This window comes from Streptomyces sp. CC224B (assembly GCF_030010595.1).
GTDB lineage: Bacteria > Actinomycetota > Actinomycetes > Streptomycetales > Streptomycetaceae > Streptomyces > Streptomyces longispororuber.
Window position 1 is genome coordinate 1 of the sequence record NZ_JASCXL010000010.1, and the last position, 15,066, is coordinate 15,066.

Genomic DNA, 15,066 nt, shown 5'->3' on the forward strand with positions numbered 1-15,066 from the left:
CCCCCGTGAACACAGCCGCGGAGGACGACGGCAGGAGCACCGCGGAGGCGGGCGGCGGCGCCCCGGGCGTGGGCGCGCGCACCGGGCGGGGCGTTAGCCCCCCCACCCACCCGCCCGGGAAGCCGGGCGGCGGCCGAGCGTACACACGCCGGCGGCGTGCGGACGTACACACGTCACAGAGACGTACGGGCGCACGTCACAGGGGCGTCCTCGCGGGCGTCACCCGGGGGGTGTACGCAGGCGCTCGTGCCGCCGGGCGGTCGTGCCTCAGCGGCGGAAGGCGTCCTTCGCCTTCTCCTTCGCCTGGCGCAGGTCGCCCTTGCCCTGCTCGGCGCGGCCCTCGGCGGTCAGTCGCTCGTTGCCCACGGCGCGGCCCGCCGTTTCCTTCAGCTTGCCCTTGGCCTGCTCGGTCTTGCCCTTGGCCTTCTCGTCGCCAGCCACAGTGCTCACTTCCCGAATATCGACAACAGGTGCATTGAGACGCGTAACCGGGCTCCGGCTCCGTAAACCGGAGCGGTTCCGGGCACCGTGCGAAACCGGCCGGGCGGGCCCGTGTCATATCGGGAATCCGGGGAACTCGGTTCTGTGGAGGTGACAGGGCATGGTGCCTTTGCTGCTTGTTCTTCTGTTGGCCGTCGTACTGTTCGGTGCGGGTTTCGCGGTGAAATTCCTCTGGCTGCTCGCCGCCATCGTCCTGGTGGCCTGGCTGCTCGGTTTCGTGATGCGCACCGCGGGCGCGGGCGGACGCAGGAGCCGCTGGTACCGCTGGTAACGGCTGAGACATGAACGGCCCGGTCGCCCCTCGCAGCGAGGAGCGGCCGGGCCTTCGCCGTTTCCGGCCCCCGCCGGCGCGGGAGTCGCTCCCCCGGCCCCGCGGTTTTCCCGCCGCCGCCCCCGGAGCGCCCCGAAGATCGCCGCCCGCATTCCCCCGGCCATTTCCTCGTACGGCCCCCCGCGGCCGGGGGCCGACAACGCATTGCGCGCCGCGCGTGCGCGCCGGATGTGACCTTTTTCGCCTCAGGCTCCGCTCCGGGTTCCGCTCCGGTTCCGCCCATGCCGCCGGAATGCCGAATTCCCGTACGGGCGACCCGTCCCCGTGAGCCCGGTACGCCACCGCCGCGGGGGCGGCGGCCTGCCCCCGCGCCCGCGCTCCGCGCACCAACACGAGCCGGACACCGGTGACTTGCCGTAGGGCTACCATTGCCTTGCGGCAAGCGTTGCACATCGTTCATGTGCTTCACCGGTCGCGCACGACTCAAGCAGAACCTTCACTTCTGTGAACAGGTCCGCGGACCTGTCGGCGGAAGTCCCCCTGCCGGGCCCCCGGTTCCGGCACCGACTGAATCAGGATGACGTGGACGAGACTCCCATCGCGCAGGCACTGCGCGCCGCGGCTCCCCATGCCCTCGTGGACGTCGTACGCGAGGCCGTGAAGGACACGTACGGCGCCGTCGACGTCCAACTCCGGCTCGCCGACTACGGCATGCGCTCCCTCCAGGGCGTCGGGCCGGACGCGGAGGAGTCCGTGTGCATCCACACCAGCCCGCAGGGGCGGGCGTTCGGCTCCCAGAAGCCCTACATGACACGGTCCGCGGCCGGCGCGGTGGACGTGCACCTGCCCGTGATCATCCGGGGGGACAACCTCGGCGTCCTCACGGTGCGCATGGGCGCGGACACCTACGCGGAGCCGATCCTGCCGGAGCTGGCCCGCATCAGTGAAGCGCTGGGACACGAGATCCTCGTCGCGGAGCGCGACACGGACCTGTACGTGCTCGCCCGGCGGGCGGCGCGCCTGACCCTCGCGGCCGAGATGCAGTGGCAGCTCCTGCCCGGCCGGGCGTGCGCCCGCGAGGAGTTCGCGATCGGCGCCCACCTGGAGCCCGCCTACGCCATCTTCGGCGACAACTACGACTGGTCGGTGTCCGCCGAGCGCCTGACGCTCACCATCACCAACGGCATGGGCGAGGGCGTCCAGGCCGCGCTCCTGACGAACCTCGCCGTCAGCGCCCTGCGCAACGCGCGCAGGGCGGGCCTCGACATCGCCAACCAGGCCGTGCTGGCCGACCAGGCGGTGCACGCCCAGTACGGGGGCGAGGCCCACGTCGCGGTGCTGCTGCTGAGCTTCGACCTGGCGACCGGCGAGGTGGACGTGGTGGACGCCGGTTCGCCGCGGCTGTGGCGGCTGCGGGACCGCTCGGTGTCGGAGGTCCGCTTCGACGCGCAGCTCCCGCTGGGCATGTTCGGGGACACCGTGTACGAGCCGCAGCACTTCACCGTGCGCCCGGGCGACCGGCTGGCGTTCAGCAGCGACGGCGTCTACGACGCCCCGTCACCCGGCGGGGTGAACTACGGCGAGAGCGCGCTGGCCCGCACCCTGCTGGCCACGAGCCTGCTGCCGCCGTCGCAGGTGCCCGGCGCGATGCTGCGCGAGCTGAGCGACCACCACGGGGACCCGGCCCTGGACGACGACGCCCTGGTGCTGTGCCTCGACTGGTACGGGCGCCCGGGGGCGGCCCCGGTCCCCGACGTCCCGGAGAGACCCGACGACGCCGACGGCCCCCGGGCGCCGGGCGAGCCCGGGGCCCCCGCCGACCGCGGGGACGGCCCCGGCCCCGCCTGACACCGCCTTGACACCGCCGAGCGGCGAGGGCCCGCGGTCACCGCGGTCATGCACCGCCCGGCTCGGCGCCTCCGGCGCCGGGGCCGGAGGGAGGACCGGGCGGGGCCTCATTCCGGCGTACCGGTGCCGTCCGTGCCGCCGGTTGGCGACAGGGGCCCGCCGCCTCCGACAGGACGGCGTCCCCGGGGCGCTCGCCGGGCACCTGCGGGCCCGCCTCCAGCGCGGCCCGGAACCCGTCGAGTCCGTCCCTGAGCGCGCTCCGCGCCGCGGGCGGCATCGCCCGTACGACCCGCCGCAGGCTCTCCTCCCGCCGCTCGCGCAGCCCGCGCAGATGCCTCCGCCCCCGGCCCGTCAGCCGGAGCGTCAGCTCGCGCCTGCTCACCGGGCTGGGGCCGCGCTCGACCAGCCCCGTCGCCTCCAGGCGGTCGCACAGCCGGCTGACCGACGACGGCGGCGACCCCAGCAGCTCGCTGAGGGTGCGGAGGTTGATGCCGTCGCCGCGCTCCAGGCACCGCAGCACGCGCAGTTGCGACGCGGAGACGGTGGAACCGCCGGAGCCGGGCTCCTGGCCGCGGTCCGTGTCCCACACCAGGTCCAGCAGCTCGATGGCGTCGCACGCCACCGGCGCGACATCGGCGGGGCGCCGCGAGGCGGGCGCCGGCTGAGCGTTCATGCCACTGCACTTCCCATGAGTTCCGGCGGTACTGCGGGGACGTCCGGTACTGCGGGGACGTCCGGTACGCGGAACGTCCGTACGGACGCGAGCCGGGCCGTGCCGCCCCGGTCCGGCGTTCCTCGTCCTGGCGGCACCCTACCCCTCGGTCAGCGCGCCGTTCCCGGTGCGGAGACCGGGTGCGGAGACCAGGTGAGGGGACCAGGTGACGCGAACCGCTTCCGCGAGGTCAGCGGGGCGGTGGAGGCGACGTGCACGCCGGGTGGGGACCCCGGACGGGCGCTTCACGCCGAGCGCACATCACCGTCGGCACCGCGGCCGGAGGCGCCCTGCGTCTGCTCCAGCGCGTCGCGCAGCGCGACCAGGCCGTCGAGCAGGACGCGGCGCGCGGCCGGGGTCATCCGGTCGGTGACCTCCCGCAGCGAGGCGACCCGCCGGTCCCGCAGGGTCCGCAGGTAGGTGCGGCCGTGCCGGGTGAGGTGCAGTTCCAGTTCCCGCCTGCTGACCTTGCTCGGGACGCGGCGGACGAAGCCCAGGGCCTCCAGGCGGTCGCACAACCGGCTCACGGACGGCGGCGCGGAACCCAGGAGTTCGCCGAGCGTGCGCAGGTTGATGCCCTCGTCCCGGTCCAGGCAGTGCAGGACGCGGAGCTGCGAGGGCGAGGCGGGCGCCGAGGGCACCTCACGGCCGTGCTCCCACAGCGCCTCCAGGAGCTCGGCCAACTCACCGGCCAGGTCGGGGTGCGCGTGGTCCGTGTCGTCCGCGCGCTGTCGCGCGCTCAGCTCGCCGTGGTCCGTGACCATCTCACCGACACTTCCCGCCGCCGGCGCCCGGCCACCGGCGGGCATCGGCGCCACCCGCCGTCCCCGCCGCCCCGACGGAGCCGACCGGACCGGGCCACGGGCGCCGTCCGCCCGGACGGCGCGTCACTGGCTTGCTCATGGCCTTTCCCCTCGTCGCCCCCTCGGTCGGCCTCGACGCCCCGCACGTCGGTGGACGGGGACGGGCCGCACGGCCCGCTGCCCGTCCGCGTCGTCACGCCCCGCCACTCGGCGGCGCCGGACTAGGCGGGCGGCCGCGCCCTCTAGCCTATCCCCGTACCGCGTCCGAACCCACGGCCCCGGTCCCACGGCACGGATGTCCGCCCGTACACGGCGCCCGACCTGCGGCTTCCCACCCGGGTGCCGCCCCGCGGCGTAGCCCCGGGGGTTCGGGGCAGGCGATCTGTACGTGAGCATCAAGACGATGGGAGGTTGTTGTCGTGGTGCACCCTCCGGAGGAGAAGCGAGCGGTGCGAAAGTGGTCGCGGTACGGAAGGGTCTCGGCAGCCGAGGCGCGTGCGACGGCACGTGACTTCTTGGCCTCGGTGGGACACACCGACGAACGGCACGCGGACGCGGTGCTCCTGGTGGTGTCGGAACTGGTGACGAACGCGGTGCGGCACGCCGGCGGCGTGACCGCGTTCCAACTCGACCACAGCGATCGAGGGGTGACGGTGTCGGTGTACGACGCCACCGACGACCCCCCGCGCACCGCGGCCCTGGACCCGGCCCGGCCGGGCGGGTTCGGTCTGCACCTGGTACGCGGTCTGGCCGGCCGCCTGGAGGTCGAGTGGCGCCCGGTCGGAAAGCGGGTGGGCGCCACCGTGCCGCTGTCATGAGAGCCCGCACCGTTGCGACCATTGCGACCGTTACGACCACTGCGAGAGCCCTCCCTTTCCCGGGTGACGTGCCGTACTCACCCGTGTGTCTCATGTGAGCAAGGCGACACGTCCGTCTCGCTGCAGTGCTGCTAAGAGCGTCCGCACGGGGTAGAGGTCTGCTCCACGAAGCACGTCGGCAACGAGTCGGGCGGTGATGGCCCGGGAGAGGTGTGCAGGCCATGGAAGACCGCTTCTGGCTCAGCCGCGAGGACGACGACGCGGGAGCGCGAGCCGTGCTGCGGCTGTCGGGCGAACTCGACCTGGAGGGGGCCCCGTCACTCGCCGAAGCCGCGGGCCCGCTGCTCCACGACAGAGCCCGGACCGTCGTTCTCGACTGCGAGGACGTCACGTTCTGCGACTCCAGCGGGCTCAACACCCTGCTGATCCTGCGAGAACACTCCGAGACGTCCGGGGCGCGCCTCCTGATCTCCCGGCCCTCCCCCAGCATCCGCCATCTGCTGCGCCTGACGCACACGGAGCAGGTGTTCAGCGTCGTCGACGGTATGGACGGCGTGGAGGGCAAGGACGGCGTGAACGGCGGGTCCACACCCCATCCTTGACAGCCTCGACCTCGTACGAGGACCGCGTACGGGCCCACGGCCCCGCGACGGTGACGCGGTGCGGGCGGACGGCCCGCGACCGCGGCCGTAGCCGTGGTGGAACCGCCTCCCTTGTCCGGCTCTCCCATCAACCTCCGCCGTCAAGTCCCGCCGTCAGGCATCGCCTTCAGGCCTCGCGCCCGTCCCGCGTGCCCGCGCTGGATCCGGCGCCCCGTCCCCCGTGCCGCCGCCGAGACGCACCGCGAGGGCCAGCGTGTCGTCCGCGTGCAGTATCACCTCGTGCATCTCCCTGGCGATCTCCGCGGGCAGGTGCGCCGTCGGGCGGTGGGCGTGCTCGCGGACGGCCCGGGCCAGCCGGGCCTCCCCCTCCTCGGGGTCCCTGCGGCTCTCGGTGAGGCCGTCGGTGTAGAGCAGCAGCAGATCGCCCGGGCGCAGTCGGGCGCGGCGGATGCCCTCGCTGCCGGGCAGCGGGAAGCCGATGCCCCGGCCGGGGGTCTCCAGGAACTCGGTGTCGCCCTCGCGGCGCAGCAGCAGCGCGGGCGGATGGCTGCCGTTGGCCAGGTGGAGTTCGCCGGTCTCCGGGCGCAGCCGGGCGAGCAGGACGGTCGCCATCAGGCCGGGGTCGAACGGGGCGAGGACTTCGTTGGTGCGGGCGACGACCGACTCCAGGGGGTGGCCTTCGAGGGCCAGGGTGCGGACGGCGTGCGTGACGTTGAGAGCCGTACGGGTACTGCGCACGCCGTGGCCGAGCGCGTCGACGACGGTGATGTGCACCGTGCCGTCGGGCAGCACGAACCAGTCGTACAGGTCGCCTCCGGTGGGGGCCTCGGAGTCCGCCGGGGCGTAGTGCACGCCGAGTTCGAGTCCGGGCACGTCAAGGACGGGCGGGCGCAGCGCGTCCTCCAGCTCGCGCAGGACGCGGCCGTGGGCGCGGCGCAGCTGCTGGTCGCGCTCGTCGAGCTGGACGTACAGGGCGAGTACGCCGCTGTTGGTCTCGGCCAGTTCGTGCTTGAGCATGCGGTGCTCGGCCTTGAGGGCGTCGACCTGGGCCAGGGCCGCGCCGAGCTCCTTGAGCAGCAGCTCGGTCTCGCCGGTGGGCAGGGTCTCGCCCGGCGCCGCGACGTCGGCGCCGGGTGCGGGGCGCGGGACGTCGTGCGGGGCCGTGTCGAGGGGGATGTGCCACGTCACGGCGGTGGGGGTGGTGCTGTGCGCGGGGAGCGGGAGGTCGTCGGCGGCGGGGACGTCGACGCCGCACGCGGGGCGGTCGAGGACCACGACGAGCAGCGGCGTCCCGTCCTCCCCGGCGCCGCGGCGCTCGGCCGTCAGGGCGACGGCGCGGCCCGCGTCGACGGCCGGCGCGGCGACGCGGGTGACCGCGAGGGCGAGCCGGGCGCGGACCTCCACGCCGAGGTGGTGGGCGTCGGCGAGCCGGCGGACGGCGTGTCTGAGCGCCGGCAGGGAGCACAGGTCGGTGGCGGTCATCGGGGCCTCAGGGGGGTCTTGACGGCGACGGCGGTCGTGTCGTCCCGGCTACTGCGGAATCCGTGGACGAGGGCGGCGGCCAGCAGCGGCGGCGGCAGCCGCAGCAGAAACGGCTCCGGAGCCCGGGACCAGCGGTGGTCGAGGCCGTCGGTGTGGAGCACGGCGGTGGTGCCCGCGGGGGTGCTGAGGCGGCGCACCTGCGGCGGGGGCATGTTCCAGCCGACGACGCCGGGCTGGCCGGTGAGCTGGTGGGTGACGTCGTCGGGGGACAGCAGGACGGCGCGGACGTTGCCGACGCCGCAGTAGGAGGCGGTGGTGTCCGCCAGCCGCAGGACGGCGAGGGCGGCGCCGCGGGAGTGGCGGAGGGCGCGGTTGGCCGCGGTGAACAGGTCGGGCAGGTCGGCGTCGGGGGCGCGCCGGAAGCAGCGTACGGCGGCGCGGGCCGCTTCGGCGGCCTCGGATCCGTGGCCGAGGCCGTCCACCACGAGCGCGGTCGGGCCGCGGTCGGTGAGGGCCACCGCGACGGCGTCGCCGCAGTGCTCCTCGCCGTCGGCGGGCAGGCACAGGGAGGCCAGCGGCCGCTCGGCGTCCGCGGTGCGGCCCCGGGGCGCGAGGCGGGCGCAGACGAGCGTGCCGGTGCCCGACCGGGTGCGGATGGTCAGGGTGGTGGCGATGCGGCCGATAGCACCCAGGCCCGCGCCGAGGGTGTTGGTGGTGGTGTAGCCGTCGGTCAGGCAGCGCTCCAGCTCGCGCATGCCCGGCCCCCGGTCGACGGCGATGACCTCCATGCCTTCACCGTAGGTGAGGGGCTGGAGGTAGAGGCTGCCGCCGGTGGCGTGTTTGGCGATGTTGCTGGCGAGTTCCGAGGCGACCACGGCCGCTTGGTCGGGCAGGGCGCCGGGCAGGCCGCAGCGCTCGGCGACGGCGCGGGCCGTCGCCGCGGCCAGGTGCACGGCGCTGAAGTGGTCGATCGGGACGGCCCGGGTGGGTTCCGGGAGGGCGCCGCCCGGGGGCCCCGAGGGGCTGGTGGTGCCGGGGGTCACGCGCGCCTCGTGTGCCACCGGGTGGCGGTGACGACCGTGCCCCGTCCGGGTTCGCTGCGCACGGCGAAGTCGTCCATGAGCCGGCGGGCGCCGCCCAGGCCGTGGCCGAGGCCCGTGCCGGTGGTGAAGCCGTCGGTGAGGGCGGCCTCCACGTCGCTGATGCCCGGCCCCTCGTCCTCGACGGTCAGCCGGATGCCGGTGGTGCCGAGGCGGCGGACGATCTCGATGGTGAGGGTGCCTCCGCCGCCGTGTACGTAGGCGTTGCGGGCCAGTTCGCTGGCGGCGGTCACCACCCGCGTCTGGTCGACGATGCCGAAGCCCGCGAGTACGGTGGCGGCGCGCACGGCGTGCCGGACGTGCAGCAGGTCCTCCTCGGTGGAGACGGTGTGGGTGGTGGAATCCTGCGGACGCGTCTGCCCGGGCACCCCGGCGGGGCGGGGCGGGGCGGCGGTGTGTCCGTCGGCTCGCGTCACGGTTCCGGCCTCTCCTGCGAGGGCGCGCCCCTGCGCCAGCCCAGGGCGGTCATCGCCTGTTCGGCGTTGAGCGCGGTCTCGACCCCCGCGAGCTCGATGCCGAGTTCCACCAGGGTGATGGCGACCGGGGGGCGCATCCCGGCCACGATGACGCGGGCCCCGAGCAGCCGCGCCGTGGTGCTGAGGTCCATCAGCGTGCGGGCGACGAAGGAGTCCACGAGTTCCAGGCGCGAGATGTCGATGAGGACGCCGCGCGCGCCGGTGGTGACGATGGTCTCGGTGAGCTCCTCGGTGAAGGCCAGGGCCGATTTGTCGTCCAGTTCGTTCAGCAGTCCGCTGACCAGGACGTCGCCGAGGCGCAGGATGGGTACCCCCGCGGTGGGTCGCTCGTTCACCGGGCGCCCGTCCCGTCGGGTCCGGGCGTGTCGGTGAGCGGGATGGCGGCGGCGAGCGCGTCCGCGAGCGTGGCGCGGGTCAGGATGGTCGACAGGTCGATGCCGAGCTGGGCGATGGTCTGGGCGATCGGCGGGCGGATGCCGCTGATGACGCAGTCGGCGCCCATGAGCCGGACCGCCTTGACGGTCTGCATGAGGTGCTGGGCGACGGCCGTGTCGACGGTGGGGACACCGGTGATGTCGATGATGGCGATGAGCGCCTGGTCGTCCTGGATGGCCTGGAGGAGGTTCTCCATGACGATCTGGGTGCGCGCGGTGTCCAGGGTGCCGATCAGGGGTACGGCGAGGACCTTGCGCCACAGCCGTACCACGGGCGTCGACATCTCCAGGAGCTGCCGGCTCTGGCGGCGGATGATCTCCTCGCGGCCCTCGACGTAGACCTCGAAGGACAGCGCGCCGGCGGCGTCCAGGAGCTGGTTGATGAGCAGCGCCGCGGCGAGGATCTCGTCGCTCTCGTGGGTCACGCGGCGCACGGCTTCGAGCAGCGCCTGCTTCAGGGCCTGGACGGCCAGCGAGGCCAGGGTCGGCGACGCTCCGCCGCGGGCGCGGCGCAGGGACAGGTCGGTGACGTTTCTGTTGAGGTCCTCGTGGGTGTGGACGAGGCTCTGCGGGCGCCCGGCGCCTTCGAGGGCCGCCGAGAGGGCGGCGACGAGGGCGTCGGCCTCCTCGTGGAGCTCGCTCTCGGTCAGGTCGCTGCCGAGAACGGCCTGTTCCCGCTGGAGCTGTACCCAGCGGTCCGCGATGTCATCGGCGTCCGTGCGCAGAACCTGCGTGACGCGTTCACGTACGGCGGTGTCGCTGCTCGTCACAGCCCAACCTCTCACCTTCCGGACCCGTCCGGGTGGACGTCGTCCTCTTGCTGCCGACCAGGGGTTGTACCGGGACACGCCCCGGTCGGCCGGACTGTTGCTTGCCGCCCGGCAAATGTTAACGGCCCCCGTCAACCCGGGGCCGAGGGGGGTTCCGGGCGGCCGTGGCCACACCGGTGTCCCCTGTCCATGGTGCCCGTGGGGCATCGCGTACCCCGCGTCCCCCTCCCCACCATGGCACTTGCGAGTGGTCCAGGAACACATGAACGGGTGTGAACTCCCGGGATCCTGCACGCCCGGGGGCGCGTACTCCACTCCCGCACAGCGACGTGGCCGAAAATCGACGCACATGTCCGGGAGGGGCCGGGGCACGAGGACGCAGAGCCACCCGCGGTGACCGACCGCCGGGCGGCAGGTCAACCGAGCAAGACGACAGAGGAGAACTCCATGCTGCTGGCCCACCCCGTGGTTCTCTCCGACCTGATCCGGGAGTACGAGGCGCTGACGGCGCTCAACGCCGAGGAGGGTGGCGAGACCGCCCGCCGCCGCCTGGCCGACGTCTCGTACACGCTGTGCGTGGCCACGGGCACCGCCGACATCGACGCCGCCCTGGCGGCCGCCCGGCACCGGCTGCCCGGCGCCCGGCCCCTGGACGACTCCCTGGCGGCGCAGGCCGGTTGACGCCCCCGGGCGCCGCTGCCGGTGGACGCTCCCGCCCGGGCGGCCGGGTACCGGCAGGCGTGCGACCCGGCGGCCCGCAGCCGTCCCCGGGCTCGCGGGCGTCCGCACCGGCAGGACGGAGCTGCCCGAGAACCCGGGCGGGCCCGGCAGTTCGGGGCGCCGTCGCCGCGGGCGGCGTACGCGCGAAGCTGGTGGAGTGTGACCCGCGTCGCACCGGTCACCCGCCGCGTCCGGCACCACCGGGGTGTTTGCGTGCCGCGCAAGGACACCTTGCGCACGCGGCATTGGAAGGCGTCCGGGGCCCGCGCCCAGGATGATCGGCATGACGTCCACGAACACCACCCCTTCCCCCTGCGCCGCTTCCGACACGCTGGCGGTGGTCAGCCAGAGCGGCCCGAGCGTCACGTTCTTCGACGCCGCCACCTTCGAGCGGCAGGAGGTGCTGACGCTGCCGCCGGAGCCGCACGAGCTCTGCTTCGACCCGCGACGCCGCCTCCTCTACGCCACCAGCGCCTACGTCTCCGGCTACTACCACGCCAACGCGGGCCGGGCCACCGCCGTCAGCGTCATCGACGTCGCCACCCGCACCGTGGTCGACGTGATCGACACCACCCCCGACCACGCCCCGCACGGCATCGTCCTCGACGGCGCGCGCGACCGCCTGTACGTCAGCGTCGAGGCCACGGACACCGAGCCGGGCGGGGTGGTGGTGTACGACGCGCGGGACCGGCGGCGGATCACCCGTGTCCCCACGCTGGCCCCGGGCCCGCACTGGTTCGCGATCACGCCCGACGGCCGCAAGGGCTACGCGACCAACAAGGAGGCCCCCTTCGTCACGGTCGTCGACCTGGAGCGCGACCGGCCGGCAGGGCGCGTCGAGGTCCCCGGCAGCGAAGGCCTGGACGTCTCCCCCGACGGCCGCTACGTCTACGTCGCCGCTCCCAAGGGCGATTTCGTCCCGCGCCCGTCCGCGCAGCCGGGCATCCGGGTCGTCGACACCGCCACGGACCGCGTGGTGCGCGTGCTGCCCACCGAGGGCGTGGTCTTCCCCGTGCACGCCACCGCCACCGGTCTGCTGCTCGCCGGTGAGCTGCGGATGTCCGCCGACCCGGACGCCGCGCTCGGCGGGCAGCGCAACGGTGTCCTGACCGTCTTCGCGCCGGACACCTTCGAGCAGGTCGGCCAGGTCGAGGTCGGCCGGTTCCCGCTGACCATCACCTCGTCGCCGGACGGCTCGCTCGGCTTCGTGGCGGGCGTCGTCTCCAGCACGGTCACCGTCGTGGACCTGCGGCGCATGCGGGTGGTGACGACCCTGGAGGTCGACCGCGCGGGCGAGCCGGGGGCGCACGGCCTGGCCTACATCCCGGCCCCGTAGCACCCGACCCCGCCCACCACATCCCGCGGCCGTACGGGAGGCGGTGGGCGGGGGCGCACGCCCCGGCGCATGCCGGGAATGATCGAGACCATGTTCGCCGAGTCCGTGTCCGTCGCCGCCCTGGCCGTCGTCCTGGTGTGTGCCGTCGTCCGTCCGTTCCGCCTGCCGGAGGCGGTGTTCGCGGTGCCCGCCGCCGCGGCCGTCGTCGCCGCCGGGGCGGTCCCCCTGGCCCACGTACGGGAGGAGGCCGCGCGCCTCGGGCCGGTGGTGGGCTTCCTCGCGGCCGTCCTGGTGCTCGCCAAGCTCTGCGACGACGAGGGCCTGTTCCACGCCTGCGGCACGTGGATGGCCCGCTGGGCGGGGCGGCACCCCGGCCGGCTGCTCGGCGCGGTCTTCGCCCTGGCCTCGGTGATCACCGCCGCGCTCAGCCTGGACGCCACCGTGGTGCTGCTCACCCCTGTGGTGTTCGCCACGGCCGGCCGTATGCGCGTGGTCCCGACGCCGCACCTCTACGCCGCCGCGCACCTGTCGAACACGGCCTCCCTGCTGCTGCCGGTGTCGAACCTGACCAATCTGCTCGCCTTCAGCGCGTCCGGGCTGTCCTTCACGCGGTTCGCGCTGCTCATGACCGGGCCGTGGCTGGCCGCGATCGCCGTCGAGTACGCCGTCCTGCGCCGGTTCTTCGCCGCCGAGCTGGCCGGGCCCGCCGCGTCCGCCGACATCGGCGCGGCGGAGCCGGAAGCCCCGGAGCTGCCGCTGTTCGCCCTGGTGACCGTCGCCTGCACGCTCGCCGGTTTCGCCGTCGCCTCGGCCGCGGACACCGACCCGGCCTGGGCCGCGGCGGCGGGCGCGGCCGTGCTGGCCGGGCGCGCGCTCGTCCGGGGGCGGCTGTCGCCGCGCGGTCTGGTGCGGGCCGCATCCCCGGCGTTCCTCGCCTTCGTCCTGGCCCTCGGCATCGTGGTCCGCGCCGTGCTCGACAACGGCCTGGGCGACGTGCTCGGGCACGCCCTGCCCGACGGCACCGGGCTGCTCCCGCTGCTCGGCGCCGCCGCGCTGGCCGCCCTCCTGGCGAACCTGATCAACAACCTGCCCGCCGTGCTTGCCCTGGTGCCGCTGGCCGCGCCCGCCGGGCCCGGCGCCGTCCTCGCCGTCCTGATCGGTGTGAACATCGGCCCCAACCTGACGTACGCCGGTTCGCTGGCCACCCTGCTGTGGCGGCGCGTCGCCCGGCGGCACGGGCACGAGATCCGCCTGCGGGAGTACACCGCCCTGGGCCTGCTCACCGTGCCCGCCGCGCTGCTCGCGGCGACCCTCGCCCTGTGGGCGGGCCTGGCCGTGCTCGGCCCCTGAGCCCGCCGCCGGCCCGCCCGCGCCGGGGCCCGCCCCGTGGTCATTCGGTCAAAAACCGCTCCTGCCCGCCCGCCATGCATCCGGACCCGTGGAGCAGAGCAGAAGGACAGGAGGAAGGCCGCAGAAAAGGCACGTACCGAGCCGACGCACCAAGACGACGTATCGAGAAGACGTACCGAGAAGACGTACTAAAACGAGACGAGGAGACACCTCATGGCGACATCAGAGCTGGCGCCGAAGGCGAACACGCCGCAGACCGGGGAGAACACCGGCGGTACCGGGCAGAACGCGCCGGGTGCCACCACGCTCACCGGCCGGGCCGGTGCCGACCAGCCCCCGGCGACGCGCGGCAGGACGTCCATCGCCGACGTCGTCGTGGTGAAGATCGCGGGGATCGCGACGCGGGAGGTCCCGGGCGTGTACGACATGGGCGGTGGCCTGTCCCGGGCCATCGGGGCCGTGCGCGACCGCGTCCCGGGCGGCCGGTCGAACGTCGGCCGCGGCGTGAAGGTGGAGGTCGGCGAGCGGCAGACCGCCATCGACCTGGACGTGGTCGTGGAGTACGGCGTGCCGATCACGGACGTCGCCCACGACGTCCGCGAGAACGTGATCGCCGCCGTGGAGCGCATCACCGGGCTCGAGGTCGTCGAGGTCAACGTGGCCGTGAACGACGTCCACCTGCCCGACGACGACAACGCCGACGGCGGCTCGGCCCGCGTGGAGTGAGCACCCCCGCGCACGGCGTCCCCCGCCACGAGCGCCTCGCCGAAGGCCTGCGCGCCCGTACGGCGGGAAGTCGATGACCGCCGGAGCCCCTCCCGGCGTGAACAGGACGCCGGCCGTCGGATCGCCGTGCGCGAGCTGCGGCGGCTCCTGCCCCGGGGCCGGGCCGTCGTACGGACGGTTCGGCCCCGGCGCGCGGTGCGGCCTCAGACGCGGTCGGCGGCGATGAGGACGTACTGGAACGAGCCGTCCCTGTAGGAGTTGATGAACGCCTCCTCGATGCCCGTGACCAGGGACGACGTGGCCCTCAGCTCCCAGTACGGCAGGGTGGCCGGCGTGAGGTCGACGACGGCCTGCGGGACCAGGCGGTTGTCCGCCATGGCGCGCAGGTACTCCCTGCGCGAGTGGATGTTGCACTCGAAGTGCGCGTTGATCTGCGAGACCCACTTCGACGGCTGGCCGTACCGCGGGTTCCAGCAGCCGGTGACGGTCACGTACCGGCCGCCGACGCCGAGGATGCGGGCGTGCTCGGCCATGAGGTCGTGCAGGTCGACGTACATGCTGGACTCGTTGTTCCAGGAGGCGGCCGTCTGGCCGGTCTCGAAGGGCATGTCGAGCATGTTGCAGACGCGGGACTGGACGTGGTCCTCGATGCCCAGCTCCAGGGCGCGCTGGTTGCCGAACTCGGCCTGCTTGGCCGACAGGGTCACGCCCTCGACCCGGCAGCCGAACCGCTGGTGGGCCATTACCATCGTGCCGCCGCGACCGCAGCCGGCGTCCACCAGGGCGTCGTCGCGGGTGATGTCGCCGAGGTGGTCCAGGAGCAACGAGGCCTGCGCCGACTCGAGCCGGTGCAACTCGGCGACCAGCCGCTTCTCGTACGCCTCGTCCCCGGGGTCCCCCAGGGCGGCGGTGTCGACGTCGCCGATGCCGTAGTGGTGGTGGTACAGACCGTCGACGTCCCCGAGGCGCAGGTTGACCGGCCGGGCCTCGTGGTCCCAGTAGCGGGCGATGTCGCCCTGGTAGGGCGTCGCCGGGGCGGGGATGAACACGGACGCGTCGGCGGCCTTGTTCCCAGCGGCGGCCGCGGTGCTGACATCGGTGCTTGACACGGTTGGGT

Annotated in this window: 17 protein-coding genes; 8 read left to right on the plus strand and 9 right to left on the minus strand. The window is 74.2% G+C overall.

Translation table 11 applies throughout. From position 1 onward, the window contains the following. Positions 1-267 precede the first annotated feature (267 nt). Positions 268-441, minus strand: coding sequence for a CsbD family protein (locus QK440_RS06010; RefSeq protein ID WP_282792020.1), 174 nt, complete (start codon positions 439-441; stop codon positions 268-270). A 160-nt stretch (positions 442-601) separates the two neighbouring features. Between QK440_RS06010 and QK440_RS06015 the strand changes: the two genes are divergently transcribed. Then, positions 602-772 carry a hydrophobic protein gene (locus tag QK440_RS06015; RefSeq protein WP_282791920.1) on the plus strand — a complete coding sequence of 57 codons (171 nt, stop codon included), beginning with the start codon at positions 602-604 and terminating at the stop codon, positions 770-772. Between the two features lie 582 nt (positions 773-1,354). Then, positions 1,355-2,620: a PP2C family protein-serine/threonine phosphatase gene (locus QK440_RS06020; RefSeq protein WP_282791921.1), complete on the plus strand. Its 1,266-nt coding sequence runs from the start codon at positions 1,355-1,357 to the stop codon at positions 2,618-2,620. A gap of 46 nt (positions 2,621-2,666) precedes the next feature. Here QK440_RS06020 and QK440_RS06025 read toward each other — a convergent pair whose 3' ends face one another. Together QK440_RS06025 and QK440_RS06030 are read right to left on the minus strand one after the other, a co-directional pair. After that, a complete protein-coding gene (locus QK440_RS06025) occupies positions 2,667-3,293 on the minus strand; it encodes a MarR family transcriptional regulator (RefSeq protein WP_349239267.1) in 627 nt (208 codons plus the stop codon). A 284-nt stretch (positions 3,294-3,577) separates the two neighbouring features. Continuing rightward, entirely contained in the window at positions 3,578-4,096 is a 519-nt protein-coding gene (locus QK440_RS06030) for a MarR family transcriptional regulator (RefSeq protein ID WP_282791922.1), read from the minus strand. 488 nt (positions 4,097-4,584) lie between these two features. On the opposite strand from QK440_RS06030, the gene QK440_RS06035 reads away from it, so the two are divergent. Continuing rightward, positions 4,585-4,953: an ATP-binding protein gene (locus QK440_RS06035; protein ID WP_282791923.1), complete on the plus strand. Its 369-nt coding sequence runs from the start codon at positions 4,585-4,587 to the stop codon at positions 4,951-4,953. 221 nt (positions 4,954-5,174) lie between these two features. Then, positions 5,175-5,555, plus strand: coding sequence for an STAS domain-containing protein (locus QK440_RS06040; RefSeq protein WP_282791924.1), 381 nt, complete (start codon positions 5,175-5,177; stop codon positions 5,553-5,555). Between the two features lie 153 nt (positions 5,556-5,708). On the opposite strand, the gene QK440_RS06045 is transcribed toward QK440_RS06040, so the two are convergent. The 5 genes from QK440_RS06045 to QK440_RS06065 are packed head-to-tail and all read right to left on the minus strand — an operon-like array spanning position 5,709 to position 9,817. Continuing rightward, positions 5,709-7,037 carry a PP2C family protein-serine/threonine phosphatase gene (locus QK440_RS06045; protein ID WP_282791925.1) on the minus strand — a complete coding sequence of 443 codons (1,329 nt, stop codon included), beginning with the start codon at positions 7,035-7,037 and terminating at the stop codon, positions 5,709-5,711. Next, a complete protein-coding gene (locus QK440_RS06050; RefSeq protein WP_282791926.1) occupies positions 7,034-8,080 on the minus strand; it encodes a SpoIIE family protein phosphatase in 1,047 nt (348 codons plus the stop codon). The genes QK440_RS06045 and QK440_RS06050 overlap by 4 nt, the downstream gene beginning before the upstream one ends. Beyond that, on the minus strand, positions 8,077-8,505 hold the full coding sequence (locus tag QK440_RS06055; protein WP_282792021.1) for an ATP-binding protein: 429 nt from the start codon (positions 8,503-8,505) through the stop codon (positions 8,077-8,079). The genes QK440_RS06050 and QK440_RS06055 overlap by 4 nt, the downstream gene beginning before the upstream one ends. A 44-nt stretch (positions 8,506-8,549) precedes the next feature. Further along, a complete protein-coding gene (locus QK440_RS06060; RefSeq protein WP_282791927.1) occupies positions 8,550-8,948 on the minus strand; it encodes an STAS domain-containing protein in 399 nt (132 codons plus the stop codon). After that, positions 8,945-9,817 carry an STAS domain-containing protein gene (locus QK440_RS06065; protein ID WP_282791928.1) on the minus strand — a complete coding sequence of 291 codons (873 nt, stop codon included), beginning with the start codon at positions 9,815-9,817 and terminating at the stop codon, positions 8,945-8,947. The genes QK440_RS06060 and QK440_RS06065 overlap by 4 nt, the downstream gene beginning before the upstream one ends. Positions 9,818-10,264: 447 nt before the next feature. On the opposite strand from QK440_RS06065, the gene QK440_RS06070 reads away from it, so the two are divergent. From QK440_RS06070 to QK440_RS06085, 4 genes are all read left to right on the plus strand, one after another. Continuing rightward, positions 10,265-10,498 carry a DUF5133 domain-containing protein gene (locus QK440_RS06070; protein ID WP_190134429.1) on the plus strand — a complete coding sequence of 78 codons (234 nt, stop codon included), beginning with the start codon at positions 10,265-10,267 and terminating at the stop codon, positions 10,496-10,498. A 322-nt stretch (positions 10,499-10,820) separates the two neighbouring features. After that, a complete protein-coding gene (locus QK440_RS06075) occupies positions 10,821-11,873 on the plus strand; it encodes a YncE family protein (RefSeq protein ID WP_282791929.1) in 1,053 nt (350 codons plus the stop codon). Between the two features lie 78 nt (positions 11,874-11,951). Further along, on the plus strand, positions 11,952-13,223 hold the full coding sequence (locus QK440_RS06080; RefSeq protein WP_282792022.1) for an SLC13 family permease: 1,272 nt from the start codon (positions 11,952-11,954) through the stop codon (positions 13,221-13,223). Between the two features lie 213 nt (positions 13,224-13,436). Next, a complete protein-coding gene (locus tag QK440_RS06085; RefSeq protein WP_282791930.1) occupies positions 13,437-13,949 on the plus strand; it encodes an Asp23/Gls24 family envelope stress response protein in 513 nt (170 codons plus the stop codon). A gap of 203 nt (positions 13,950-14,152) precedes the next feature. Here QK440_RS06085 and QK440_RS06090 read toward each other — a convergent pair whose 3' ends face one another. Beyond that, complete coding sequence (locus QK440_RS06090) at positions 14,153-15,058, minus strand: geranyl diphosphate 2-C-methyltransferase (RefSeq protein ID WP_282791931.1); 906 nt, start codon at positions 15,056-15,058, stop codon at positions 14,153-14,155. Positions 15,059-15,066 lie beyond the last annotated feature (8 nt).

Excerpts from the sequence above, each read along its gene's own strand:
- QK440_RS06080 (WP_282792022.1), top strand. The coding sequence starts at position 11,952 with ATGATCGAGACCATGTTCGCCGAGTCCGTGTCCGTCGCCGCCCTGGCC.
- QK440_RS06075 (WP_282791929.1), top strand. The coding sequence starts at position 10,821 with ATGACGTCCACGAACACCACCCCTTCCCCCTGCGCCGCTTCCGACACG.
- QK440_RS06015 (WP_282791920.1), top strand. The coding sequence starts at position 602 with ATGGTGCCTTTGCTGCTTGTTCTTCTGTTGGCCGTCGTACTGTTCGGT.
- QK440_RS06070 (WP_190134429.1), top strand. The coding sequence starts at position 10,265 with ATGCTGCTGGCCCACCCCGTGGTTCTCTCCGACCTGATCCGGGAGTAC.
- QK440_RS06040 (WP_282791924.1), top strand. The coding sequence starts at position 5,175 with ATGGAAGACCGCTTCTGGCTCAGCCGCGAGGACGACGACGCGGGAGCG.
- QK440_RS06045 (WP_282791925.1), bottom strand. The coding sequence starts at position 7,037 with ATGACCGCCACCGACCTGTGCTCCCTGCCGGCGCTCAGACACGCCGTC.
- QK440_RS06030 (WP_282791922.1), bottom strand. The coding sequence starts at position 4,096 with ATGGTCACGGACCACGGCGAGCTGAGCGCGCGACAGCGCGCGGACGAC.
- QK440_RS06085 (WP_282791930.1), top strand. The coding sequence starts at position 13,437 with ATGGCGACATCAGAGCTGGCGCCGAAGGCGAACACGCCGCAGACCGGG.
- QK440_RS06025 (WP_349239267.1), bottom strand. The coding sequence starts at position 3,293 with ATGAACGCTCAGCCGGCGCCCGCCTCGCGGCGCCCCGCCGATGTCGCG.